This window comes from Oceanobacillus chungangensis, assembly GCF_003369565.1.
Lineage (GTDB): Bacteria > Bacillota > Bacilli > Bacillales > Amphibacillaceae > Oceanobacillus > Oceanobacillus chungangensis.
Window position 1 is genome coordinate 75,583 of record NZ_PIOD01000014.1, and the last position, 23,217, is coordinate 98,799.

Consider the following 23,217-nt stretch of genomic DNA (forward strand, 5'->3'; position numbering starts at 1 on the left):
TTTCGTCTCGTTTTGTCGATTGTTAAGTATTAGGACAGATCCAGGAGCGCTTGAGATTGATTCTCGGGCGCTTGTCTTTAAGACGGAGCACATCGAAACCGAAAAGGAAATAGGGATGCACTTTAATTTAGTGCATCTATTTATATTGCAATCCCAGCTCTCCCCTAACAGTAAAAACCTTCGTAGATATCGTCATCAACTCGACAATTTGTTTCGCCATATACTCTGGAGATGCTGAGAATCCCTCTTCAATCCAACGAATAATTAATCCTGCAATCCCATGGGAACGATAGATATATAACCATTTTGGATCTACTGTACTTCCTTCCTCTAACTCGTATTCATATTCCGTTATAAATAATTCCTCAATCGCCTTAGCCATTTTATAGCGAAAATCTACTCGGATATGATCACTTAGCAGTAATTTAAAAAGTGCTTCATTCTCAATAAAATATGTAAATAACGTGATATCCTCTGTCTGGAGATCCTTTATGTTTACCCTTTTCATTGCCCTATATGGATTCCGTATTTGAATAATCATGTCATCCAAAACGTCTTGGATAACCTCGTTAAGTAAATTTTCTTTGGTTTCAAAATTAGCGTAAAATGTGCCACGATTATAATTTGCCTGTTCAGCAATTTCTGAAATCGTAATTTGATCAAAGGACTTTTGAGAAAGCAATGTTAAAAATGTTTGTTTTAAAGCTGTCTTGGAGCGTTGAATCCTTTTATCATAAAATGCTTCCATCTCCCCATTCACCTCATTATGTATATTGGTTACAAATTTTACTAAACAAAACAGTCTATTTTGTTTAGTAATAAACATTTTAACTTTTTTGATGATTGAAGAATTGTTAATAATTTTCATATAATAAATATATAAGACTATCTTATATTGTATCTTTTATTTTAAAGGAGGTAAAATAATGACATTTCCAATATTAGAAGACAAGGTTGCAATCGTTACAGGTGCAGCTATGGGTATGGGCGAAGCGACAGCAAGACTATTTGCAGAAGCAAAAGCAAAGGTTGTCATTGCAGATTTTAACGAGGGAAAAGGGAATGAAGTAGCAGAATCAATAAAAGCTTCAGGTGGACAAGCCGCTTTTGTCAAAGTAGATATCTCAAAATCTGCAGACGTACAGGCAATGGTGCAATTCGCAGTTGATACATTCGGCAGATTGGATGTAGCAGTAAATAATGCTGCACTAACTCCAGATGACAAGCCAGTGGCAGAATTTGATGAGGATTACTGGAACCGCTTAATATCTGTGGACTTAACTGGTACTGCTCTTTGCTTGAAATATGAGATTAAGCAATTAGAAAAGCAAGGTAATGGTGGTTCGATTATTAACATTTCATCTGTAAGCGGATTCCGCCCACAACCAAAAAACATTGCATATGTTGCGGCAAAACATGGCGTGGTTGGTATGACGAAAGTTGCAGCAATGGAATATGGTCCACAAAATATTCGTGTTAACTCCGTAGCTCCAGGAGCAATTGATACTCCGATGCTTCGCGGTGCATTAGAACAATTTGGTTTCACAGCAGAAGAATATGCTCCACAATTAAGCCTATTGAACCGCTTCGGTGATCCAAAAGAGATTGCTCAAGCAAGCCTATGGCTAGCTTCTGATGCATCTTCTTATGTTACAGGCACAACAATACATGCCGATGCGGGTTATACTTCACGATAGAAAGAACAGGGATACGAATCTTTATTGATTCAGTATCCCTATTTTTAGATTATCACTTATCACTAATAAACTGTTACTCACGTTATTTTTTTCAGTTCTCCTGCTTTCCTCTGATATATGTAGCAAGCAGCATAAAAACAATTAAATAACATATTAAAATGACAAAGCTCTTCCAATCAGGAGCGTTACCAGATATGATTTCCCAAGCACCACTCGCAAAATGATAGGATGGCAACCACTCTGCGGCATTTTGCAGCAATTCAGGAAATGTCTGGATTGGCATCCACATCCCTCCTAAAATAGCTAATGCCAGATAAATAATATTACTGACACCACCAGCAGTCTCGACCTTTTTCATTGTTCCTACCAATGAGCCTAATGCTAAAAAAGGGACGGAAGCGATTAGTATCCATAATCCAGAGAATATCCACTGACCAATTGTCAGTGAAACCCCATTAATGAGAAAGCCTGCGATAAAGACAATGACGATGGACAGCAAGTGCATCATGAGTTGACCAAACATTTTTGATGTGAAGTATGCCCAAGAAGGAAATGGAGTAAGTTTCATGAATGTAGACCAGCCTTCTGTCTGCTCTTGTACCATACGAATGCCAAAGTTCATAATAGCAGAGCCCATTACACTAAACGTCGTCATAGACATTAAGTAATACGCTTGCCACTCGTCTTGGTCTGGTACACCGGTGTTTACGATATTCGTAAATATAAAATAGAATAATATCGGCATGAATAATGTCCAAAATACAAAATATGGATTACGGAAAATGCGCAACAACTCAAACTTACATTGGGTCATGATCGCATTCATCTTAAATTGCCTCCTTGCTTTCCGTTGTTAAATGTTCAAATACTTCCTCTAAACGACCCTGTTCAATAGCAATATCCTTTGCATCAACCCCTTGACGGAAAATTTCCGCTAGTACTGCATCCGTGTTGCTAGTTACAACGTAAATCCGGTCGTCTTTTTCATAGCATCTAATGACGTCATCAAAAGATTGCAGCAATACGATAACTTCTTTGTCGTCTGTTTGAAAGGATACACTTCGAGTAGCAATGTTACGCTTGATATCATCTGGTTTCCCATCAGCAATTATTTCCCCGTTATTAAAGAGAATAATTCGTTCTGAAAAATCATCCGCCTCTTGAAGATAATGCGTCGTAAATATAATTGTTTTCCCTTGTAATTTTAAAGTTTCAACTCTTTCCCAGAATTTCCTTCTAGCAGTAATATCAAGTCCAACAGTTGGTTCATCAAAAAATATTAAGTCAGGATTACCCGCAAGCGCAAGTGCAAATCCCAATCTTCTTTTTTGCCCACCTGATAACTTATTCGCCCGTTTTTTTAATTCATCCTCTTTAAATCCTGTTAATGCTATAAGCTCTTCCATAGAAAGTGGCGAAGTATAGTAACTCCTAAACATTTCAATGACTTCCCGGACCTTCAGCATATCTAGGACACTAGTCTCCTGCAACATTGCCCCAATTCGATTACGTACGGCAACTTCTTTGGGACTTTTATCAAAAACCTTAACAGCTCCACCGGTTGGTTCCATTAAGCCAAGCATCATGGAAATAGTCGTTGTTTTCCCGGCACCATTTGGACCTAAAATAGCTACTGTCGTTCCCTTTTCAATTGCAAGCGAGACACCATTAACTGCTGTTTTCTTGCCAAATTTTTTTGTTACTTGGTCAAACTGTACTATATTCTCCACTCGTCCACCCTCCATAATTATTATAATTTAATGTTAACACAGAATTTTCAAATAACAAATAGGGAATATACTGAATAAAGGTACAACTATTAGTTATAGCATGTACCCACTTCATTGATCATTACCAATAATCAATGAACCATTCTCTAATTTGGATTGTTAGTCGAATGAATGTCGTTAGATTGTACCTCAATGGGGGTTTTCTTTATGACTAATACCGATGGCAGTGAAGTTTTTAGAGGCCTTATTATGGTAATTCTCTCCATCAGCAATTTTGCACTATTTTCTTATACCTATTGAAATACATATTTTCGCGTGAAAAAGCGTTAGCTTGTTAGACAAGGCTTATAAAACTAATTCTGCCTAGCTCAAAAAGAAGATAAAACAAATGGTAAAAAAATTAATATTACAGACACTAGTACTAGTGTCAAAGAAACCTTTTTTGATAATTTATTTCTGCCATTTCCTTTATACCACCCTGAAAATTGCAAATTATTCCGATATAAAACGAAGATCGATACGAATATAGCGATTGCACCAAGCCACGAATACGATTCCACCTTCTCATTCATTGAGTAAATGTTTCCGATTACCAGCCAACCTAACCCACCAAGTATACCGATGATAATAATGACACGAAGTAATTCTAATAATGTTCTCACAACCTTATCCACCTATCCTCGGAAACCTTATTTTTATCGCATTAGGAGATTTACTCCCCTAAATCCAATAACCACTTACGCAATTTAGCTTTCGGATAGTAAACCTTGCCGTTAATCATTATGTGCGGAATGTCTGAATGCTCTTGGATTAAAGATTTTGCATCTTCCTTCGATATCCCCATAAAATAATGTACATCATTTTCCTTAATTAGTTCATGCTCGTCATCAACATCCAAGGAATCGAGGAGCGTTTTCCCATCTGAGTTTTTAAAATTTCTTAATCCATCCCCAATACAGTAACCAGCGATAGCCATGCCTATTGCAAGCCAAATAAAGTCAAATTCCATGGTGCTTCCTCCTAGTAAACGATAGTTTAATATCAATCTTTTCTATCAAATATTATACGATATCTAACTTACATATCGTATAACTATAAATCTCCTAATCGAACAACTTTTCCATTTGCCGCATCCACACCATATTGACAATCTAATTTCCCACATAATACATATTGTTTTTGTTCAAAATCATAAACATAATAAGGTTTCAGCTCTAGCAGATGTTGAATTTTTTCATATGCATCTTCTTTTACTATTGTCACTTTCTCAGCTTCTTCAAATTCCTCAAACATCGCCAACATCGGTTTATTATCAATATAATTCAATACTTTGAAGCGCTTTGCATCAATTATGATTGTTATTTTCCTTTGAAATATATGATTATTTTGATGAGCAGCTCTCAGAGTGGCGTGTATATAGCCTTTATCACGATGTAATGTTTTCAGCTTCCATTTTCCGGAGTCATCCGCGTATTCCCGACGTAAAAAATCGTTGACCGCGATTATACATTTTTCTTGCTCTTGCTCTGTTATCGGAAATGAATCAGGGCTTCGTTCATTAGAAATTGCTTGTGCTGCAGTTACTTCTTCCGTCCAATTTATCTTTAATCCGTCAAACGGTTTATCAAGTGGATTATCCCAGTACAAAGATTCATTCACTTTTAAATATGACCTTGCATTTACAATAAACTCAAAGGGTATTGTAGATGCTTGATTATCATTCGTGATGTAAATTTCCTCTATTCCATAAACAGGAATGAATCGCTGATGTTCATGCGAAGGGACTTCAATCAATTTTAATTGTTCTTTCACTATCGGGGTTACATCTCCAAGGGTGAGAGAAAAAACGTCCCCTTTTATCATTTCTTTAGCAGGAAATTGACCATGTATCGCGAACAATGTGAGCCTGCCTTCTTGATCTGATCTTATCTCAATAAAACCATAGGGAGAAACAGCAACCCCATCAATACATTCTTTAAAGTACAATTCATCCTCCACTTCTTTATGAAATTCGAACTGTTTGCCGTACGTAATTCTAGCTTCCTGTTCAATCCATTTTATTATCTCTTCCCTGTCATACTTGTTAAACTTAATCCCATTTGCAAATGACTTACCGCCTACGAAAATAACACTTTCTATCATAAGACTATTCAGTTCAATATCAATAACCGCTGTACCTTCTGGGTTGGAATCCTCATCTTCCGTCTGCTTTTCATGATTTGGAAACCATTCCATATTTAAGGTATAGGTAGTCTCATTAAAAATGTTTACATTTCTCTTAAGGCTCTGTCTCGCTAAATAATAATTATCCAATCCAAATTTTAATTTTGTAGAATCGATTAATTCTTTTATTCTGGTATCCATTCATTTCACCTCGGGATTCACTTGAAGTAGTCACTTTAATACAAGATGTTTCTAATTGATAATTTCCATTATATAGTTCCTTCTAAATTTTACCATATATTTCAGATAGTAATAATCTGATTGATTATTTAACGAATCGGACATTAAAAGTCATCCTAGAAATCTTTAACAAGTAATAAAAAGCAGTTGCATGAAGGATAAATAACAGCAGCTATCACTACCAGTGAAAAATCCTTTAATAAACTAGCGATATAGAACGTATACATTTTACAGTTGTTTATTTTTCTCTACGCCTTAAGACTTAGAGAAAAATATATCTGCCGCATGATTTCAATCATAAGTAAATTATATATTATAAATTTGTAAATATAGCGAATTGATAGATAAGTATTGATATACTTAGAAAGCTAAATTGACAAATTCAGTTAAAGATGGGAGAAGAGCGGTAATGTTGAAATCAATTATTCGATTCAGTATGAAAAATGGAGTGGCTTTATTACTAGTTGTTTTACTTATGGTCGCTGGCGGTATTTATGCTTTAAAGGAAATTAATATTGAGAAGTATCCTAGTGTAGATATTCCATATTTAACAATTGTTATTCCGTATCCAGGAGCTTCACCTGGACAGTCCATGAAGGAGATTGGTGAGCCTGTTGAAAGAGAACTTCTAAATCTAGATGGAGTAGAAAATGTATATACAGACGGAGTAGCAAATGCAGTATATGCAACACTCGAATTTGATATGTCTACAGATATGGAGGAAGCGGAGCAAACAGTAAGAGCAAGTGTCGATAAGATTCAATTACCTGAATTAGCAGAAGATCCGTTGTATTTTCTATCAGGACCTGAACCCGATCCAACCATTTTCTCAATGGGTATATATGCTGAAGAAAATCAGGGGAATGTTCAGCAGTATGTAGAAGAGGAAATTATTCCAAGAATTGAAGTTATTGAAGGGGTAAGTGAAGTTATAGTAGGCGGTACAGGAGATCAAACCGTTTCGATCCGACTTTTGCCAGATGAACTTAAAGAAAAAGGAATTACGCTTGAAGATGTAAAAACAGCAATATCTGCGAATAATTTGACAATCCCAACTGGAGATATTTCTTTTGGAGATGAAGTACTCCCAGTTCGTGTGAGTAAAGAGTTGGAATCTGTCGCGGATGTTGAAAACATTCAATTATTCACACAGAAGATAACATCGCCAACAGCACCGCCAGAACTTGAAACCGTTCGTTTAGGCGATATTGCTAACATTGCCTATGAAAATGAAAACACAAGTAATATTACACGTATTAATGGAGAACCCGGAGTCAGCTTCGGGATTATAGCAAAGGGTGGCGCAAATACTGTAGAGATAGTTGAGCAAGCAAGAGAGGAAATCGAAACAATTAAGCTCCCAGAAGGCTATAAAGCTGAAATACTTAGAGACCAGTCCATCGAAATTGAAGAATCGGTATATTCAATGCTTCGCGAGGCATTACTTGGTGCATTGATGGCTGTCGTTGTTACATTACTATTCTTAAGAAATATTCGCTCTACTATTATTGCAGTTATTTCCATTCCTTTATCCATACTGTCATCCTTAATGTTAATGAATGCTTTAGGATATACTTTAAACATTATGACACTTGCAGGGATAGCTGTTGCAGTTGGTAGGGTTGTAGATGACTCAATAGTGGTCATTGAAAATGTGTTCCGAAGAGTAAGAACATCCAAGGAACGAGATGAAGAACTAGTCGAAGAAGCTACTAGGGAAGTAGCATCTGCCATTACTTCATCGACAATTACAACAGTTGCTGTATTTTTACCAATGGCATTTGTACCCGGAATCGTAGGAGGATTCTTTAAACCACTTGCATGGACAATCGTAATTTCACTTTTGATTTCTCTTGTTGTTGCAATTACAGTCGTACCGCTTATGTCAAAAACATTTCTATTAAAAATGAAACCTAAGGAACATAAAGAAAATACATTACAAAAAGGATACCGGAAAAGTTTACAATGGGTATTAAAACATCGATTCGTTACTTTAACAATAGCATTAGTGCTGTTAGTTGGATCTGTTGTACTCATTGCCCCCGGACTAGGTACTACCTTTTTACCACAGGAAAAGACGAATAATTATGATGTCGGAATTACAATGGCAAAAGGAACATCCCCAGAATTGACAAATGAAGCGGCAAGTACTGTGGAAGAAATATTACTTACAAGTGAAGAAGTGGAACTAGTTAATACGAATGTACATGGAGAAAACGAGAATGCTTCCATTTCATTTGTTGTTAAAGAATCGGTTGGTGATGTAGAGGTTTTTGTGAAAGATTTACGTGAGAAATTTGAGAAGGTTCCCGATGTTGCTTCTATTTCTTTAACTGGTGTAGGCGGGCTTATTGGTGGAGCAGAGAATCAATACGCACTTGTAGTAAATGGCGCTAACTCCGAAGATATTAAAACGGCAAGCGAGCAAATTGTTGCTAAATTACAAGAAGTCGATGGAATGGCGGATGTAACCTCTTCACTAGAAGGAGAAGAGCCTGAGATTGAAATGGATTTAAATGAGGATAAACTAGCGGATCATGGTCTTATGCCTGCTATGGTTGGTCAGAGCCTGCGATCACTAATTAATGGAGACGTCGTTACAACGATGACGTTGGAAGAGAATACTACAGATGTTGTACTCGGCTTAAAAATGGATGAAGTAGCTTCCCTTGAGGAGCTGGGTGAACAAGAAATTAACAATGTCATGGGTATACCTGTTGCATTACAAGAAATTGGTGAACTGAAAGAGGTTAATAATCCAACTGCTGTTTCCCATCTAAATACAAATGAATACGTAATGATTACTGGACTGATTACAGATTCAAACACTGGTGATGTTGCTGGCAGAGTGGATGAAGCGATTTCTAATTTAGATTTACCAGATAGTGTCAGCTACTACGAAGAAGGTACATCAGAAGTCATGGCTGATGGTTTTAGAGACTTAGGGCTTGCAATCATCGTCAGTATTTTTCTAGTTTATCTCGTCATGGTAATTGCATTTGGGGAAGGAAAAGCACCATTTGTCATCCTGTTTGCTATTCCGTTTTCTGTTATCGGATCTCTACTCGGACTATTTGTGATGCAAGAGCCAATCGGAATGCCCGCGATGATTGGGCTGCTCATGCTGAATGGAATTGTAGTAACGAATGCAATTGTTCTAGTTGATAAGGTACAGAAAAACGAAAAAATTGGAATGACGAAGCACCAAGCATTAATCGAAGCCGGTGTAGTTCGAATACGCCCAATATTAATGACGGCAATTGCTACAGTTGGTGCCTTAATTCCAATGGCAATTTCGAGTGAAGCTGGGATCGTTTCTAAATCACTAGCAGTTGTAGTTATTGGTGGGCTTTCCACTTCAACAATACTAACTCTTTTTATTGTACCAGTACTTTATAGCATATTTAATCGTGAGAAAAAAATCAAAGTTGAAGAGGAACAACAATTGAAAGTTATGTAGAAGGGAAAATAGTGGTGAGGGGGTATATTTTGCTTGAAAGTTGAACTTATTGAAAACTTGATGTTAAGTTCATTCTTCACTAAAAAATCGGTATTAGGCAGCTTGATCCTAGTACCGATTTTTTTCAGTAATTGAGATTAATAAATGATAATTTCAGATTAAAAATGGAATGGCCAATTTAATATATTCTTCTGGCGATACCTTCTTACCACTTCTTCTCCATTCAACAGAAGCTCCATAGATCCCCCAGCTTAACATAACAGCAGTGACCTTAAGAGATTGCTCATCTTTGGTTGGATGTTGATTACATAACAACTTGTAAAAGACAATTTCAAGCTGTTCCCTAATAATACGGGCGATGGTATCTTCGTATCCCCTATGACAACGATTAGATAGTGACTTCTGGAAATTTGTGATTGCCATGAAAATACTAACAATTACTTCTTCATTTAACTTTTCATTCTTATAAAACTCACAATCCAAGTTGACTAACAATACTTCTGACAATACCTTTTCCAGCAAGTCATATATATCTTCAAAATGATAATAGAATGTGGCGCGATTAATCATCGCTTCTGTTGTAATATCCTTAACGGTAATATCCTTGAATTCCTTTTCACCTGAAAGTTCCATAAATGAATCCATAATTAATTTACGAGTACGTAAAATTCGTGGATCCGTCTTTGGCTGAGTCAATTACAAGTCCCTCCTACTTTTTTAAACAATTTCTTCAATATGTTGTATAAACGACAAATTTGATGAACTATCGGTATGTATGACCTTAATTATGTACTAGAATTTAATTGTAAAGCAAATAATTTATATTTCAAAGCGATGTTTGATAAGCATGCTTTGTAATACACATTACAGGGGGAATTAAATTGGTTAAAATCGGTATTATTACTGGAAGCACAAGAGATGCACGAGTGAATATACAAGTGGCAGAATGGGTGAAATCAATCGCAGATCAAAGAACAGATGTTGAATTTGAATTGGTGGATATTAAAGATTATAATCTGCCAAGATATAATGAGTCTGTACCTGCTATTATGACACAAGATTATCAAACTCCAGAAGCAAAAGCTTGGTCAGAAAAAATCAGTGAGCTTGATGGGTTTATTTTTGTCACTCCGGAATATAACAAAAGTATTACTTCAGGTTTGAAAGATGCTATCGATTATTTATATGTCGAGTGGAATAATAAAGCAGCTGGAATCGTAAGCTATGGTTCTACTCTTGGAGTTACAGCAGCTAATAATTTGCGTCTAATTCTAACTGTACCAAAAGTTGCAACAGTAGGCACTCACCCGGCACTAAGTCTCTTCACAGACTTTGAAAATATGACAACCTTTAAACCAGCACCTTTCCATGAAGAAACAGTTCAAACTATGTTGAATGAGGTCGTAGCTTGGTCTACTGCATTGAAAACAATCAGAAACTAATTGCAAAATGTTATTTAAGCAAGGAAGATTTACTTTTACCACAGGCGCATAAGATGTTAATCATGCTTAAAAGGGAACTCTCAAAACAAGAGGTTCCCTTTTTTTGATAAAACTACACAAAACAGCCAAGAGTACATTTCACTCCAAAATCAATAAAAGCTTCTGAACAACCTATCCCATATAAACACTATCACATGTACCAGGCAATGGTTCATAGAAACAATGATTTTTGAATTGACCAGTAAAAGGCTGGTCGTACCATGTTGGTGGACACGGTCCATATGGATTAAAGTACCAAAGAGCATATTTCGCTGGGTGTTCTCGCCAAGATTCCAAATTCCTTCTTGCTAATCTTCTTTCAGTATCTCTGGCTCTTTGATAAAACACATTGCCTTTTTGAACCGCTTCAAAAGAGTAATTTCCTCCTTGTACCTGAAAAATGACATCTTCAATTGTTCTCACATCTTTAAAGTCAATACAGTCAGCTACAGCACGATTAACAATAACATTTCCGACATACAGCATTCCTTGTACTCCTTCGCCTTCAGCCTCTGCTCTCATCATCCTTGCCATTAAATCAACGTCCGCCTCTCGGTACGGTACTCTTGCCATATTTTCACCTCCAGAATATTGTATGTTATAAAACTTTCATTCATGTCCTAATTGAAGATAAAAATGCTATATAGATTTTAATGTATTTACATAAAGCGAACATTATTCCATTCTTTTTATGTATTTATTCAACTATTCTGTCCTATTGGTATTGGTGCATATTACTAATACTTTACCGACATGAATTTGTTGTTTTGTTTATTATTAATTCTCCTCTTAATATATTTTAGTTTCATACCGATTGATGTTATAATTTTCACATTGCATTCTCATGTAATATATCTAAGAATGTAAGTCAATAAATAAAGTGCAATCGGAGGCGTATTGTTTGAAGCTGACAAATCAAGAGTTGAATATTCTAGCGATATTGGATGAAAATCACAATGTTTCTGCCAAGTCCATTGCAATGCAGCTAGAAATGACCGAAGAAAACGTATATACATTGATTAAGAAATTAGAAGAGGAAAAAATCATTGTAAGCTACCCTACACTGATTGACTGGAACAAAATTGAAGGAAAAGAAACGATTGTTGCGATGATTGATGTTAAAGTGACACCACAACGCGGAGTTGGTTTTAATGAGATAGCAGAGCAAATTTACCGCTATCCGGAAGTACGTTCGCTTTATCTGATGTCAGGCACATATGATTTATCGGTCACAATTGAAGGAAAGACCATGCAGGAAATCGCCCTGTTTGTTTCGAATAAATTAGCAACCATTGAAAATGTGGTATCTACGACAACTCATTTCATGCTAAAAAAATATAAACACGATGGAGTCATTATTGACGGGAATGAAGATAAAGACCGGAGAATGGTGGTTTCTCCATGAGTATCGATTATCAGCAGTACCTATCCAAAACAGCAATTGGACTTGAACCATCTGGAATCCGCAAATTCTTTGATTTGGCAGCAACTATGGATGACGTTATTTCACTGGGGGTTGGAGAACCCGATTTTATTACTCCATGGAATATTCGAGAGCTTGCGATTCAAGCTCTGCGGGAAGGCCAAACAGCCTATACAGCCAATGCAGGATTACTGGAACTTCGTCAGGAAATCTCCAATTATTTATATAAGAGATTCCTCGTTGAATATCAGCCGGAAAATCAGATAATTGTTACGGTTGGAGCCAGCCAGTCCTTAGATCTTGCATTCCGAGCAATCATAAATTCTGGAGATGAAGTATTAATCATCGAACCTGCCTTCGTTTCCTATGCCGCACTTGTAACAATGGCCGGTGGAGTTCCAATCAGAGTCGAAACAAGCGCAGATAATGGCTTTAAGGTGACACCTGAGCAGATTGAAGAAGTAATTACTCACAAAACAAAGGCTATTCTTTTATGTTCGCCAAATAATCCGACAGGCACAAGCCTGAATAGAGACGAACTGACAGCAATTGCATCCGTCGTTGAAAAACATGACCTGCTAGTTGTTTCCGATGAAATCTATGCCGAACTGACATATGATCAGGAATTTACCAGTTTTGCGGCCATTCCTAATATGTATGAACGAACTATATTAGTTAATGGATTTTCTAAAGGATTTGCTATGACAGGCTGGCGCTTAGGTTTCCTTGCTGCACCACAGGAATTAATCAATGTCATGGTAAAAATTTATCAATATACCACGATGTGTGCACCAACCATGCTGCAAATGGGAGCAATTGAAGCTTTACGTAACAGCTCCGAGCAAGTTGAGAAAATGCGGCAGAACTACTGGAGACGACGGAATTATATCGTTCAATCACTTAATCAGATTGGGCTGGAGTGCCATACCCCAGGCGGAGCGTTCTATGTTTTTCCATCGATTAAAAAATCCGGGTTGACATCAGAGGAATTTGCACATGGCCTGCTTCAGCAGGAAAAAGTAGCGGTTGTTCCAGGCAATGCATTCGGTGCATCTGGTGAAGGCTATATCCGCTGTTCCTATGCTGCTTCCATTGAACAGATAGAGATCGCGATGAATCGAATTGCTCGTTACATGGAATCTCTCGCGAGAACGGAAAATGCTGCATTGGAAATAGCAAAATAAACAACAACCACACTATCGTTTACCATTCTCAGTGTCGTCCATCCATAAGAAGATGATTCACTTGATAAAATTTTACAGAATAATATAAATATAAAAATACGACTCAGAACATGACTGAGTCGTATTATTTATTTTCTGTATAAATAGTTACTTACAATCGTGATTTGCTTGTTTCTGTTTCAGCTACATGTTTGACTCGTTCCAGGAATTCAACGACCACTTTATCAGATGCAAAGATTAAAAAGACTTTCACAAACCATTTTAATGGACGATTAGTAGTTGTATATTTCAAGTATGTTTTGTTTTCATTTAGCTTTTGTAATTCATAAAAAGCAGTAATCTCAAACATATTGGCAAGTGTAAAACCGATTTTCATCTTTTTATGGTCTTGTTTATTCAAATATTCCAGTGTTTCCACATCATATTCTTCAATTCGTTTACCTTCCTTATATTTTTGATGATAGACACTACCAACAACTTCTTCTGTTATTTTTAATGGCTTCTGATCAACGACCTGGGGCATGATTTTTTGCATTTCTTCCAGCGATCCGCCAAAATAACTCCACACCTGTTCAATTGGAGCATTTATTTCTATATCCCTTGTCCACTTTTTCATGATAATTCCTCCATCAATCCTGTTATCAGAGCAAGCTTTTCCTAAAATGAATGTACATTATTAAATCATTCATGTCATTATAAATGCTTTATCTACGACTTGAAAAAGAAGCTCAAACTAAGCACCACAGACTTGTATGCAGATTTGATTTCATGCTTTTTTATAAAAAAACAAAACTGCAAAGTGAGAGCAATTACTCTCTACTTACACAGTTTTGTTTGCTTTTCAGACTAATTGATTACCTAATTTCTCATCAAGTCGAATCAAGTCTATTGTAGTTAAATTCACACTTCCGTATTATTGTATTGTAAATAATGCTATTTTTCTCTCTTAAACAGCTAACTCAATACGATTTCCAGACGGATCATAAGTGATATATCTTCCATCTTCTTCTGTAACGGGTGCTCCAATGTTTTGCAAGTTACCGATTGTTTCCTTGACTGCTTCTTCATTAGGATAAATGAGTGTGTAAAATTCCATACCTACACTATTTTCTGATGGCTGTGGTGCTCCTACTCCATTCCAAGTGTTCACCCCAATATGATGGTGGTACTTCTCAGTTGAGAGAAATAATGCCTGTCCTCCATAGCGATTGACCACATCAAACCCTAGGCCCTTCACATAGAATTCCTCTGTTTTAGTTAATTCCGATACATGTAAATGAATATGCCCCATTACTGTCTTTTCTGGAATTCCCTTCCAATGATTTTCTGGAACAACATTTTTTAATAGAGTTTCAAAATCCAATGGATCTACTGCCATTGCCACTTCTTCGCCATTCCAATTCCATTCAGAAGGATCTCGATCGATATAAATTTCAATTTCATTCCCATCAGGATCGTGTAAGTACAATGCTTCACTGACAAGATGGTCCGATGATCCAAAGCGAATGCCCTTATTTGTTAAATGAACGACGATATTCGCTAAGTCTGACTTTTTTGGTAACAGTAGTGCGAAATGATACAAACCAGTTGTTCTTCCTTGTTTTGGTACGACATTTTCAGGTTGTTCTAGTGATAAGATACTTGTTTTTCCATCTGTTGTGAGCTTTGCTGTTAACGATGTTCGTTCTAAAATATCGAATCCAATAATTTCTTGATAAAATTTCAATGATTGCTCTAAGTTGGTTACTTTAATTTTTACATGTCCAACGAAAGTCGAGGGTTTTTTGTGAAATTCCATAATCCTTCTCCTAGTTGTTATTTGAGTTAAATAATTTTTGATCTAAAGATAATACCGATTTATTAGCTAATACAAAGTAAATCGACATAGCTAGTAATGCAAGTTCCAGTTCATATCCTGCCATTTGACCATTTCCAAGGAAGCCAGCTGAAAATTTTGCTGTAATAATAGCTCCTACCATAATCAGTGCAAATAATATAGCAATGATTCTTGTTCCAATTCCTAAAACTAATGCAATTCCACCTATTACTTCTATTATACCAATAACATATGCAAGGAATCCAGGAATACCAATGCTATCAAAAAATCCTACTGTATTTGAAATTCCACCTTGGAATTTTGATAATCCGTGAATGAAGAATGTAAGACCTAATACTACCCTTAAAATAGCTTTCCCAATTTCATTTTTATTCATTTCTTTAACTCTCCTTTTATTTATTAATTACTTTATGTAACTTAGTTTATGATGGTAATTATATTTTGTCAAGTAAGTAACTTTTTATTTATAAATAGATAAAATATTGTGATATACTATCATAAAGAGGTGAGGTAAGTGACGCAACCAACAATTTGTCCAAAGTTTGAGAAAGCCATCTCATTAATTAGTCAAAAATGGACTGCATTAGTTATTTATCAGTTGTTATTAGGAACACATCGCTTTAATGAAATTCAATCTTCAATTGGTATAAGTGGGAAAGTTCTATCCGATCGCTTAAAGGATTTAGAAAATCAAGGAATCGTTAAACGTGAGGTAATACCTGAAACACCAGTAATCATCGAGTATTCACTTACAAAAAAAGGACGGTCCATGGAGCCCATCATACGAGACATCGAGAAATGGTCACAGCTATGGGTAAAAGGGGAAACTGAGTTATCCTAGATTGGATAGAGAATAAACAAATCTCTAAAGACATCAACAGAGACATTTCGTATTGAAATGACTTTTGTTAATGTCTTTTCTGATTTATTGAATAGATTATAATAGACTTTCTTCCTTTTTTCCTTACCTCTATCAATCGCGCTTATTATTGAGGACAAATACCGATGGATAAGGTTATTGGTGCTGCGATAGAAAACATACTGAAAGAAAATAGGACGCAATCGTATTCGATTCGTCCCTATAAATAATAATTTTTGATTGTATAAACAGCTATCCATGTTCAATTTTATTAATTATTCACATGAAAAAGCTCATAATAACGTTCTTTATCCAGTCCTTCTAATTCCAAATCGAGATCAAACCACTTCAATGATTCTTGACTCATTTCTCCAATAATAAAAGGTATATCGTTTTCCATCGATACTTTCTCCATATCCATCGTTTGCTCTAATCCAAAGACTGACATTATTGGAAAATGGTAAACCACTTCATTTTTTTGATTATTAGTTTGAAAGGTCATTTTCCAAGCAAACCTTGTCTCATCGCTAGTACTGGATAATCTTGCATAATGGACATAGGGTTCCACATAAACACTTTCAATCTCTTCATAAGAAATAATATGCCTTTCACCTTTCCAGTTGCTGCAAACCAATCCCTTTTCTTCATGTATTCCCCGATAATCAGAGAACATGAAATAATTGAATCCAATTAAGAAAATAATGGTTACGATAATCAATACATTTAATAATCCTTTTCGCTTTAAATCAGGATTAAGAAATCGACCAGCAAATAGAGAGATAAGAATCATAAAAACAACGAGAGACAAATCCCCTAGTGAACCTGATGTAGGTTGATAAATAATAAACTGTTCATCTACAAATGTATTTTCCTTAAGATCATTATAATATCCATATAAATAGATTAATAGCGGAAAAATAAAAAAGAAAAATATGTAGATTGATACCCAACGCTTTCCTCTATATTTAAATTCAGACTTTGATGTTCTGATTATTTGACCACTGATAAAAAGTGGAAGACTAATAATCCATAAGATTATATTGGATAAAATAATATCCTCTTGAAAGAGTAATGCACATCCGAGGGCAAGTACCAAACTAAAAATAATGATTACTATCCCACAAAGCTTTCTCATTCTACCACCCCATGTTTAACGCTATGTAATATATATTTTTTCTTTTTACATTTTCTATTTTTCTTTAAGGTTTGCCTAGTTAATCCAATGAGATGGTGGTTGAATGTGATCGGGTAATATCGTTTTATCGTTGCCTTTAGCTGAATTAATTTGCATTTGAGTTAAAAACATACTTGTAGAAAGATCCGCACCACTTAAGTTTGCATCACGCAAATCAGCTCCAATAAAATCAACACCTCTTAGATCTGAATTTCGTAAATCTGCAGCAATTAAATAAGCTCCTCTTAAATCACTCGTTCTTAAATCTTTTCCTTGTAAATTTTTACCGATCCAATCAACACCTCTACATTGTTCTTCTATACTAATCGAGGAATCTTTTGAACTTAGTTCATTTCGGATGTATTCGCTTGTTTCTAAAAGTAGCTCGTTTACCGGTAGTCGACAAGTCGTAATATCTAGTGACAAAATGCTATCTGCCTCCATATCACTCAATCCTTGTAACTTCTCTAATTGTTTATTTAATTTATCCTGCAATGAAGGTGAGATATTAAAAGTTAAAGCTTCCGCAATAAATGCAATCATTTCATAAAGCTGTTCCATGATAGGAAATACGCTAAACATTTTTTTAGAGATTTCTGGATGTTCTTGCCAATTTTGACCACTGAAAGTATCTTGAGAAACTTTTTGTCCAGCACCTAAACAATCAAACACTGTACATCCCTTGAATCCTTTATCCCTTAAATTCTTATGTATTTTACACCGAAAATCCCTCTGTAAGTTAGAACAAGGTGTCCCAGCAGGTTTATTTATCGCAAAGTCACTTGATGCTACAATATTAAGCGCAGTACAACAAAGTCCAAAGCATTTAGAACAATCCGCTTTTAAACTTTCTCTGATGTTCTTGGCTGTTTCACTATGCATTTTATAACCTCCTCAAACTACTCCTCATTGATCAAAGGTACCGATTTCCTAATTTAATTGTACACCACTGATTCACGAATCGGCTTATTAATGGAATAAGAGGATTGAATTTTCCAGTCAATTTATTAGTAATTAAATATCTTTATTGTTATTTTACAGGTTTGTTAATACTATTTGTACTACTATTTCTATAGTTACATAAAAAATCGTCCGATTTCGGAAATGCTATTTTCACGAAAACAGTGAATACTTACTTCACGTTCTGAGACTTAATAGCCTAAAATGGACTTATTTTTACCTATGCACAAATTAAATAAAACTAAAATGAATGTCTACAGACAACTATATTTCACTTTGCTGATGTCACATACAAACAAAACTTCTCCTAATCATTCCTCTCCAACTTTTCTTTCATCTAATTTTGGAAAGAAAAAAATCCCGGGTTTTTATTGAGAAGACCCGGGATTTTTTAGTTTCGCTTAGAGATTGATTTAACTTAGACATGTTAGAAGAAGAAATTCAAATTAATGTCTCCATCTTTTACTTTCCGTAGTGACTATATTATTTTCATTTAAATGATTAATTTAAAATTATTTTCTTATTGATTTCCTTGTATCACCCATCCAGCAACGGTAACAGTACGTTTCGCCTGATGCTTCACGGCACCTTCCACGTCCTCTACCATTTTACCATTTTGGTCCACTGATACACTTGTTCCATAAGGGTTTCCACCTGCACCAAACAAAACTTGATCGGTGTATCCTGGAGGTACAAGAATCGCACCCCAGTGCATCATCGAGGTATAGAGGGACAGGATTGTAGCTTCTTGTCCACCATGGGGATTTTGTGCCGATGTCATCGCACTTACCACTTTATTAACCGTTTTCCCTGAAGCCCATAACCCACCTTGAATATCTAAAAATTGCTTCATTTGCGATGCAATATTTCCAAAACGGGTAGGTGTACTAAATATAATAGCATCTGCCCACTCAAGGTCATCAGATGTTGCTACTGGCACTTCTTTTGTTGCTTCTACGGTAGATTTCCACACTTCATTTCCTTCGATAACTGAATCTGGAGCTAATTCTTGTACTTTTAAAACTTTTACCTCTGCACCCGCTTCTTTCGCTCCTTCTTCCGCCCATTTTGCTAATTGGTAGTTTGTTCCACCCATACTATAAAAAATTACAGCTAATTTTACGTTTGACATATTTTCCATCTCCTTTTTGTTTCCTGACAACTTATCAAATATATCCATATGTATGGAACACCATCATTTTTTTAACGTATAATAGTCACCTCCACTAGAACCATTTTTTCAATGGTTCAATACGTTTGTTATTCCCTTCCGGAGAGATATTATTAATACTATTTTTCAAAAGCACCCGTTCGCAAAGGAAAAGACAGTATATATGATATCGCTCTTATTTTGTGCTGCTTTAGTTGTTTACATTGCTGCACTTACAATTTCTTCGCATATCAAAAAAGAATGAACCCATTACAGGATTCATTCTATACACAGTTGTATTCACTAAAAAGTTCGGCTGATACCTGCCACGTAATAGCCCCTCATCTCACTAATAGCTTCTATATTTCTTTCCTCCTTCCCCTTGGTACTACCTATTTGTTATTCAACACTATTTAAGGAACTATTAAATTAAAGGCTACGTTCTACTATTTGTTGCACAACCTTCTCTTTAAAATCTTTGAATAGCTCACCTGTTGACTTTTCTTCTCCATATTTTCTTACATTAAGTGTTTCTTCTTTTACTTCTTTGTCCCCTATGACTGCCATGTAAGGGATCTTTTGCATCTGTGCTTCTCTTATTTTATAGCCAAGTTTTTCATCACGGAAGTCAATTTTTACTCTCACGCCTAATTGTTTCAGTTCCTTTTGAATTATTAAGCAGTAATCCAAATGATCTTTTGAGACGGGTATTATTTGTACTTGTACTGGTGCTAACCATAATGGAAAAGCTCCAGCAAAATGTTCAATTAGAATCCCAAGGAAGCGATCAATTGAGCCAAAAATTGCACGATGTATGACAACTGGACGAACCTTCTCATTTTTCTCGTTTATATACGTAAGGTCGAATTTTTCTGGCATTTGAAAATCAAGCTGGATTGTTCCACATTGATGACTTCGTTTCAAAGCATCTTTAATGTGAAAATCAATTTTCGGACCATAAAATGCCCCGTCTCCTTCATTTAATTGATAATCTATCTTTAGATTATCAAGCACATTTCTTAATGCTCTTTCAGAGATTTCCCAAAGCGTATTATCACCTAATGAATCCTCTGGACGAGTGGAAAGTTCCACCGAGTAATCAAAACCGAATGCACAATACACTTGATCAATTAAATGGAATACTTTCTTAACTTCACTTTCAATTTGATCCTCTTGAACAAAGATGTGGGCATCATCTTGACAAAATGTACGAACCCTAAGTAAACCGTTTAATGCACCACTATATTCATGACGATGAACTTGGCCAAACTCTGCCAAACGGACAGGTAAATCCCGATAAGAATAAAGATTGTTTTTATAGATCAGCATATGCCCGGGACAATTCATTGGTTTCATCGCAAATTTTGTTTTGTCGACCTCTGAAAAATACATATTTTCATGATAATGATCCCAATGTCCTGAACTCTCCCATAGCTTTTGATTCATCATGAACGGTGTACGAACTTCATCGTAAGCTGCACTGTTCTGTATTTCTCTGGAGAATTTTTCTAGCTCATTCCTTACAATTTGTCCTTTTGGCAAATAAAATGGCATTCCTGGTGCTTCCTCTGAGAACATAAATAGTTCTAATTGTTTTCCCAACTTACGATGGTCTCGTTTCTCTGCTTCTTCCAGAAAACGCAAATGTTCAGCCAAGTCTTTCTTATTTTTAAAAGCAACTCCATAGACTCGCTGTAGAACATCATTATTACTATCTCCTCGCCAATATGCACCTGAGACTCGTGTCAATTTAAATGCTTTAATAAAACCTGTAGAAGGTAAATGTGGTCCACGGCAAAGGTCAATGAATTCACCTTGTTTATATAACGTAATTTTTTCATTTTTAGGTAGACCTTTTAGTATTTCTATCTTATATGGTTCATCGTTTTCTTCAAATAATTTTTCGGCTTCCTCATAAGAAACCTCGATTCGCTGGATCTCGTAATTTTCATTAAAGATGTTATTCATCTCTTTTTCGATGGCATCTAAATCTTCTGCATTTAAACTCTGCTCTAATTTCATATCATAGTAAAATCCATCCTCAATGACAGGACCTATCCCTAGTTTCACATTCCGATATAATCTTTTGACTGCTTGTGCTAATACATGTGCTGAAGTATGACGCAGTACTGATATCCCCTCAACCGAATCCAAAGTTAGAATGGATAGACTAGTGTCCCTGTTTAATCCATAGCTCAAATCTACAAGTTGATCATTTGCTTTTCCTACTACTGCTTTTTTTCTTAAACTTGAGCTAATAGATCCTGCAACCTCTGCTACCGTAGTGCCTAGCGGAAATTCCTTTACATTGCCATCTGGAAATTGAATACTAACCATTTTTTCACTCATCGTTATTACACTCCTTTTCATTTTGTTAAATAAAAAAACACATCCATCCCTGCAATAGGGACGAATGTGTAATCCGTGGTTCCACCCAAATTCCCATAAGGCAAAAATAGCTTTATGGCTCTGGTGCTGTAACGTAGCATTGACGGCATTGAATACTCGATTCCTCAATGCGGCTCGTGAGGTGGTAAATTACACTCCTGCGTTAGGAAGATCTCAGCATAGCTTCCCTCTCTGTAAACCGTAATAAGTAACTCATGTCCTTGTCATCACAATTATTGCTATTAATTTCATGTAAAATAAAAAACACATCTATCCCTGCAAAAGGGACGAATGTGTTATCCGTGGTTCCACCCAAATTTCCATAAGGCAAAAAAATAACTTTATGGCTCTGGTGCTGTAACGTAGCATTGACGAAATCAGATACTAATATTTCACTGATACAGCTCAAAGGCGGTAAATTATTTTCCTAAGCTAGGAAGATTCCAGCTAATTCTTCCCTCTCTGTAAACCGTAAAAATAATTCATGTCCTTATCCGTGCTTTTAATTATTTTAGAGTTTTTTACATATTACAATATATTCCCAAGAATAGCAACAATCTACTTTAAATCTTTCTAGCTCAGTCATCAATGTAAGAAACAGACAAACCTGGACGACTCTTCAGCGGAAGAAAATATCACTCAAAAGGAAAATAATACCCTTTATAGTTAGATACATTTTTGAATCCTATATTTTCCGCCACTGCAATCGATGGCTTATTCGATTCCATACAATCCCAATATGGAACACTATCATTCTCCAAACAATCTTTTACAAAACGATGGGCTAATTTTTTGGCTAACTTTTTACCACGATGTTCCTCAAATGTTTCAATACCTATACAGTGTACATTTCCCACGACAAAACCTGAGAAACAAATACTCACAATTTCACTTTCATAGACAATACAATAACCAATACCATCATTAAGGAAATTCTCTATTGAAGACCAAAACTCCATAATTTTAGAGTGCAAGAATTCAATATTTTTGATTGAGTTTTCTCTGTTTTCAAGAAAGTTATTGCAGATTTTCACAACCTCATATCCTTGTTCTATATCTGACTCATAGTTACTTCTATAATCTTCTTTTTGCAACAAATAAACCCTCTGTTTCCAACTTTCTAATTTGCGATGCTCAAACAGTTTTTTAATCGTCAAATCCCATTTCTGGTGATCACCAATTCCTTCAAAGTAATCTAAACTGACTTTCTTTGCTTCTGGCATGATTACCTTATCAATAAAATAGTTTAATTCGTTATTGAATTCATCATTATTTTCATTTCCAATAAAGAAAAATCCATCATTATTCCCTAACCAAATAAGCCCAGCAGTAGGCGAGCCAATATCATCTACAAATACACGACCAGGATTAATCCCTTCAATTACTGCTTTTGCTTCTATTTGTCCTTGTTCATGTAATAAACCCTTGCATTTATAAAATTCAAATTTATGTAGTTCCGAAATCATATACT

General features: G+C 35.7%; 22 protein-coding genes and 1 other annotated feature. Of the genes, 6 read left to right on the forward strand and 16 right to left on the reverse strand.

Annotated features, from left to right (window positions below):
• Nucleotides 1-136 precede the first annotated feature (136 nt).
• Nucleotides 137-748, reverse strand: a complete 612-nt coding sequence (locus CWR45_RS12820; RefSeq protein ID WP_115750272.1) for a TetR/AcrR family transcriptional regulator — start codon at nucleotides 746-748, stop codon at nucleotides 137-139.
• 178 nt (nucleotides 749-926) lie between these two features.
• On the opposite strand from CWR45_RS12820, the gene CWR45_RS12825 reads away from it, so the two are divergent.
• Entirely contained in the window at nucleotides 927-1,697 is a 771-nt protein-coding gene (locus CWR45_RS12825) for an SDR family NAD(P)-dependent oxidoreductase (protein ID WP_115750273.1), read from the forward strand.
• A gap of 91 nt (nucleotides 1,698-1,788) precedes the next feature.
• Here the strand turns inward: CWR45_RS12825 and CWR45_RS12830 are convergent, their stop codons facing one another.
• From CWR45_RS12830 to CWR45_RS12850, 5 genes are all read right to left on the reverse strand, one after another.
• Nucleotides 1,789-2,523, reverse strand: a complete 735-nt coding sequence (locus tag CWR45_RS12830) for an ABC transporter permease (RefSeq protein ID WP_115750274.1) — start codon at nucleotides 2,521-2,523, stop codon at nucleotides 1,789-1,791.
• A gap of 1 nt (nucleotide 2,524) precedes the next feature.
• The gene (locus tag CWR45_RS12835) at nucleotides 2,525-3,427 is read right to left on the reverse strand and encodes an ABC transporter ATP-binding protein (RefSeq protein ID WP_115750275.1); all 903 of its coding nucleotides are present in this window, start codon (nucleotides 3,425-3,427) and stop codon (nucleotides 2,525-2,527) included.
• A gap of 368 nt (nucleotides 3,428-3,795) precedes the next feature.
• Nucleotides 3,796-4,089: a hypothetical protein gene (locus CWR45_RS12840; RefSeq protein WP_115750276.1), complete on the reverse strand. Its 294-nt coding sequence runs from the start codon at nucleotides 4,087-4,089 to the stop codon at nucleotides 3,796-3,798.
• 50 nt (nucleotides 4,090-4,139) lie between these two features.
• Nucleotides 4,140-4,436 (reverse strand): DNA-binding protein, encoded by a 297-nt coding sequence (locus CWR45_RS12845; protein ID WP_115750277.1) that lies wholly within the window; start codon nucleotides 4,434-4,436, stop codon nucleotides 4,140-4,142.
• A gap of 83 nt (nucleotides 4,437-4,519) precedes the next feature.
• Nucleotides 4,520-5,791, reverse strand: coding sequence for a hypothetical protein (locus CWR45_RS12850; protein WP_115750278.1), 1,272 nt, complete (start codon nucleotides 5,789-5,791; stop codon nucleotides 4,520-4,522).
• Between the two features lie 448 nt (nucleotides 5,792-6,239).
• On the opposite strand from CWR45_RS12850, the gene CWR45_RS12855 reads away from it, so the two are divergent.
• Nucleotides 6,240-9,290 (forward strand): efflux RND transporter permease subunit, encoded by a 3,051-nt coding sequence (locus CWR45_RS12855; RefSeq protein ID WP_115750279.1) that lies wholly within the window; start codon nucleotides 6,240-6,242, stop codon nucleotides 9,288-9,290.
• A gap of 153 nt (nucleotides 9,291-9,443) precedes the next feature.
• Here CWR45_RS12855 and CWR45_RS12860 read toward each other — a convergent pair whose 3' ends face one another.
• On the reverse strand, nucleotides 9,444-9,986 hold the full coding sequence (locus CWR45_RS12860) for a TetR/AcrR family transcriptional regulator (protein WP_115750280.1): 543 nt from the start codon (nucleotides 9,984-9,986) through the stop codon (nucleotides 9,444-9,446).
• Between the two features lie 185 nt (nucleotides 9,987-10,171).
• Between CWR45_RS12860 and CWR45_RS12865 the strand changes: the two genes are divergently transcribed.
• Nucleotides 10,172-10,732 (forward strand): NADPH-dependent FMN reductase, encoded by a 561-nt coding sequence (locus CWR45_RS12865; protein ID WP_115750281.1) that lies wholly within the window; start codon nucleotides 10,172-10,174, stop codon nucleotides 10,730-10,732.
• A gap of 171 nt (nucleotides 10,733-10,903) precedes the next feature.
• Here the strand turns inward: CWR45_RS12865 and CWR45_RS12870 are convergent, their stop codons facing one another.
• Entirely contained in the window at nucleotides 10,904-11,344 is a 441-nt protein-coding gene (locus CWR45_RS12870) for a cell wall hydrolase (protein WP_115750282.1), read from the reverse strand.
• A gap of 328 nt (nucleotides 11,345-11,672) precedes the next feature.
• Between CWR45_RS12870 and CWR45_RS12875 the strand changes: the two genes are divergently transcribed.
• On the forward strand, nucleotides 11,673-12,176 hold the full coding sequence (locus CWR45_RS12875) for an Lrp/AsnC family transcriptional regulator (protein ID WP_115750283.1): 504 nt from the start codon (nucleotides 11,673-11,675) through the stop codon (nucleotides 12,174-12,176).
• Complete coding sequence (locus tag CWR45_RS12880; protein WP_115750284.1) at nucleotides 12,173-13,378, forward strand: aminotransferase; 1,206 nt, start codon at nucleotides 12,173-12,175, stop codon at nucleotides 13,376-13,378. Before CWR45_RS12875 ends, CWR45_RS12880 begins: the two co-directional genes overlap by 4 nt.
• Before the next feature lie 151 nt (nucleotides 13,379-13,529).
• On the opposite strand, the gene CWR45_RS12885 is transcribed toward CWR45_RS12880, so the two are convergent.
• From CWR45_RS12885 to CWR45_RS12895, 3 genes are all read right to left on the reverse strand, one after another.
• The gene (locus CWR45_RS12885) at nucleotides 13,530-13,994 is read right to left on the reverse strand and encodes an SRPBCC family protein (RefSeq protein WP_115750285.1); all 465 of its coding nucleotides are present in this window, start codon (nucleotides 13,992-13,994) and stop codon (nucleotides 13,530-13,532) included.
• 330 nt (nucleotides 13,995-14,324) lie between these two features.
• Nucleotides 14,325-15,176, reverse strand: a complete 852-nt coding sequence (locus CWR45_RS12890) for a VOC family protein (RefSeq protein WP_115750286.1) — start codon at nucleotides 15,174-15,176, stop codon at nucleotides 14,325-14,327.
• 10 nt (nucleotides 15,177-15,186) lie between these two features.
• A complete protein-coding gene (locus CWR45_RS12895) occupies nucleotides 15,187-15,591 on the reverse strand; it encodes a DoxX family protein (RefSeq protein WP_115750287.1) in 405 nt (134 codons plus the stop codon).
• 138 nt (nucleotides 15,592-15,729) lie between these two features.
• Here CWR45_RS12895 and CWR45_RS12900 point away from each other — a divergent pair, with 138 nt between their 5' ends.
• Nucleotides 15,730-16,056 (forward strand): winged helix-turn-helix transcriptional regulator, encoded by a 327-nt coding sequence (locus CWR45_RS12900; protein WP_115750288.1) that lies wholly within the window; start codon nucleotides 15,730-15,732, stop codon nucleotides 16,054-16,056.
• A gap of 289 nt (nucleotides 16,057-16,345) precedes the next feature.
• On the opposite strand, the gene CWR45_RS12905 is transcribed toward CWR45_RS12900, so the two are convergent.
• The 5 genes from CWR45_RS12905 to CWR45_RS12925 form a co-directional block, all read right to left on the reverse strand.
• A complete protein-coding gene (locus tag CWR45_RS12905; protein WP_115750289.1) occupies nucleotides 16,346-17,209 on the reverse strand; it encodes a hypothetical protein in 864 nt (287 codons plus the stop codon).
• 75 nt (nucleotides 17,210-17,284) lie between these two features.
• A complete protein-coding gene (locus CWR45_RS12910; protein WP_115750290.1) occupies nucleotides 17,285-18,130 on the reverse strand; it encodes a pentapeptide repeat-containing protein in 846 nt (281 codons plus the stop codon).
• 598 nt (nucleotides 18,131-18,728) lie between these two features.
• Nucleotides 18,729-19,340: an NAD(P)H:quinone oxidoreductase type IV gene (wrbA, locus tag CWR45_RS12915; protein WP_115750291.1), complete on the reverse strand. Its 612-nt coding sequence runs from the start codon at nucleotides 19,338-19,340 to the stop codon at nucleotides 18,729-18,731.
• A 447-nt stretch (nucleotides 19,341-19,787) separates the two neighbouring features.
• Nucleotides 19,788-21,707 (reverse strand): threonine--tRNA ligase, encoded by a 1,920-nt coding sequence (thrS, locus tag CWR45_RS12920; RefSeq protein ID WP_115750292.1) that lies wholly within the window; start codon nucleotides 21,705-21,707, stop codon nucleotides 19,788-19,790.
• 319 nt (nucleotides 21,708-22,026) lie between these two features.
• Nucleotides 22,027-22,252, reverse strand: a binding site (T-box leader).
• Nucleotides 22,253-22,381: 129 nt separating this feature from the next.
• A complete protein-coding gene (locus CWR45_RS12925; protein ID WP_115750293.1) occupies nucleotides 22,382-23,212 on the reverse strand; it encodes a GNAT family N-acetyltransferase in 831 nt (276 codons plus the stop codon).
• Nucleotides 23,213-23,217: the final 5 nt, after the last annotated feature.

Coding starts and splice junctions, on each gene's coding strand:
- CWR45_RS12820 (WP_115750272.1), bottom strand. CDS start 748: ATGGAAGCATTTTATGATAAAAGGATTCAACGCTCCAAGACAGCTTTA.
- CWR45_RS12825 (WP_115750273.1), top strand. CDS start 927: ATGACATTTCCAATATTAGAAGACAAGGTTGCAATCGTTACAGGTGCA.
- CWR45_RS12830 (WP_115750274.1), bottom strand. CDS start 2,523: ATGAATGCGATCATGACCCAATGTAAGTTTGAGTTGTTGCGCATTTTC.
- CWR45_RS12845 (WP_115750277.1), bottom strand. CDS start 4,436: ATGGAATTTGACTTTATTTGGCTTGCAATAGGCATGGCTATCGCTGGT.
- CWR45_RS12850 (WP_115750278.1), bottom strand. CDS start 5,791: ATGGATACCAGAATAAAAGAATTAATCGATTCTACAAAATTAAAATTT.
- CWR45_RS12855 (WP_115750279.1), top strand. CDS start 6,240: ATGTTGAAATCAATTATTCGATTCAGTATGAAAAATGGAGTGGCTTTA.
- CWR45_RS12870 (WP_115750282.1), bottom strand. CDS start 11,344: ATGGCAAGAGTACCGTACCGAGAGGCGGACGTTGATTTAATGGCAAGG.
- CWR45_RS12880 (WP_115750284.1), top strand. CDS start 12,173: ATGAGTATCGATTATCAGCAGTACCTATCCAAAACAGCAATTGGACTT.
- CWR45_RS12885 (WP_115750285.1), bottom strand. CDS start 13,994: ATGAAAAAGTGGACAAGGGATATAGAAATAAATGCTCCAATTGAACAG.
- CWR45_RS12890 (WP_115750286.1), bottom strand. CDS start 15,176: ATGGAATTTCACAAAAAACCCTCGACTTTCGTTGGACATGTAAAAATT.
- CWR45_RS12895 (WP_115750287.1), bottom strand. CDS start 15,591: ATGAATAAAAATGAAATTGGGAAAGCTATTTTAAGGGTAGTATTAGGT.
- CWR45_RS12905 (WP_115750289.1), bottom strand. CDS start 17,209: ATGAGAAAGCTTTGTGGGATAGTAATCATTATTTTTAGTTTGGTACTT.
- CWR45_RS12910 (WP_115750290.1), bottom strand. CDS start 18,130: ATGCATAGTGAAACAGCCAAGAACATCAGAGAAAGTTTAAAAGCGGAT.
- wrbA (WP_115750291.1), bottom strand. CDS start 19,340: ATGTCAAACGTAAAATTAGCTGTAATTTTTTATAGTATGGGTGGAACA.
- thrS (WP_115750292.1), bottom strand. CDS start 21,707: ATGAGTGAAAAAATGGTTAGTATTCAATTTCCAGATGGCAATGTAAAG.
- CWR45_RS12925 (WP_115750293.1), bottom strand. CDS start 23,212: ATGATTTCGGAACTACATAAATTTGAATTTTATAAATGCAAGGGTTTA.